The sequence below is a fragment of the Staphylococcus sp. EG-SA-2 genome (genome assembly GCF_017152085.1).
Genome location: NZ_JACYHC010000711.1, coordinates 1 through 1,812, shown reverse-complemented (window position 1 = coordinate 1,812; position 1,812 = coordinate 1). Strand labels below are relative to the sequence as shown.

Genomic DNA, 1,812 nt, shown 5'->3' with positions numbered 1-1,812 from the left:
ATACGGATACATTTTTCTTACTTGTCCAACGTGGACGTAAAGAATCATTTTATGCTGCAGAAATTGCAGGTTTAAATGAATTTGAACGTGCAGGTATCACGGCACCTAGAGTAATTGCAAGTGGCGAAGTTAACGGTGATGCGTATTTAGTGATGACGTATTTAGAAGAAGGAGCTTCAGGGAGTCAACGTCAATTAGGTCAACTCGTAGCTCAATTACACAGTCAGCAACAAGAAGAAGGCAAATTTGGCTTCTCATTACCTTATGAAGGTGGCGATATTTCTTTTGATAATCATTGGCAAGATGATTGGCGTACCATTTTTGTCGATAAACGTTTGGATCATTTGAAAGAAGAGTTGCTAAATAGAGGGCTATGGGATGCCAACGATATCAAAGTATATGACAAAGTGCGAAGTCAAATTGTGGAGGAATTAGAAAAGCATCAAAGTAAACCGTCTTTATTACATGGTGATTTATGGGGCGGTAATTATATGTTTTTAAAAGATGGACGTCCTGCATTATTTGATCCAGCACCATTATATGGTGACAGAGAATTTGATATCGGTATTACAACGGTATTTGGTGGTTTTACGAGCGAATTTTACGATGCGTATAATAAACATTATCCGCTCGCAAAAGGAGCATCCTATAGACTTGAATTTTATCGTTTATATTTATTGATGGTGCATTTATTGAAATTTGGTGAGATGTACCGTGATAGTGTTGCGCATTCTATGGATAGGATTTTACAAGGTACAACAAGTTAGTTAAGACGTTAGATTGAGATAAATAGATAATATGCACAGATATTTTATGAAGAGAAGGCCTTCAGTTGCCTCAATAAAAATATTTGTGCTTTTTTATTGCTGGAAAATAAAATTTTAATCGCTATTGTTAATTTCTGTAATGCAAAACAAGGTTGAGTTGCAATAAAAGTGATTTTATAACTTTTTGTTCAATAAAATTCTAGGAATGATACATATTTATTGATACAATAATTTTGAATATAATCACAAAACAATATTTAAGTATTATTGAATGTTTGAATATCATATATTGATACAGTTTCTAATAATTTTAAAATAATTTAAATGGGAAGAGGTGTAAATAATGAGTACAGTTCAAAGTGATATTTTCAAGACTAATAGTGCATCATCATCTATTAAAAGTGCCGTTGAAACATGTAATAATGTGTCGAAACCGGATAAAGATGAAAGTACAACAGTAAGTGGAAATAATAATGCTCATAGTGTGATAGACGATTTGATTAGTAAGAATCAATCTGTTGCTGAAGCAATAAGAAATGCGAGCGATAGTATACAAAAAGTTGGCGAAGAATTTAATCAAACAGACGTAATGATTGGTAATGAAATTGGTAAAAATTAAACCGTGGTGAAATGATGTCGAATAAACTTGATGGAATCAATAAAATGATCACAGCGAAACATAAGCAAATGGATGACTTATATGATGAAAAGCGAGAGGTTAAAGCTTTGATAGACGAAAGTGATGAGCTTAATCATTCGATAGAACAATTATATCAACATTTAGGTGACCGTTATCATAGTAGCAATATGGCTAGTCGTATGGAACAGTTCCGCGATGAATTTCATTTTGCGAAACGACGTTCAACGGAAGCGTTATACGAGCAGCAACAGCAAATTCAACATGGCATTCGTAAAGCGGAAGAAGAGATGATTGACTTGGAAATGCGAAGGAATGTTGAAATTGAGACGGTGACAAAGGAGGAAAATAAATGGAAACAATAGGAAGCATTATTTATTTAAAAGAAGGTTCGCAAAAGTTAATGAT

General features: G+C 33.5%; 3 protein-coding genes. All 3 read left to right on the top strand.

Going from position 1 to position 1,812, the window contains the following annotated elements; translation table 11 throughout:
• A partial coding sequence (locus tag IDG60_RS12995) for a fructosamine kinase family protein (protein ID WP_206160769.1) occupies positions 1-767 on the top strand: 767 nt, incomplete at its 5' end.
• Between the two features lie 340 nt (positions 768-1,107).
• Positions 1,108-1,386 (top strand): TIGR04197 family type VII secretion effector, encoded by a 279-nt coding sequence (locus tag IDG60_RS12990; RefSeq protein ID WP_020977619.1) that lies wholly within the window; start codon positions 1,108-1,110, stop codon positions 1,384-1,386.
• Between the two features lie 14 nt (positions 1,387-1,400).
• Complete coding sequence (locus tag IDG60_RS12985) at positions 1,401-1,769, top strand: hypothetical protein (RefSeq protein WP_000066369.1); 369 nt, start codon at positions 1,401-1,403, stop codon at positions 1,767-1,769.
• The last annotated feature ends 43 nt before the right edge of the window (positions 1,770-1,812 follow it).

Excerpts from the sequence above, each read along its gene's own strand:
- IDG60_RS12985 (WP_000066369.1), top strand. The coding sequence starts at position 1,401 with ATGTCGAATAAACTTGATGGAATCAATAAAATGATCACAGCGAAACAT.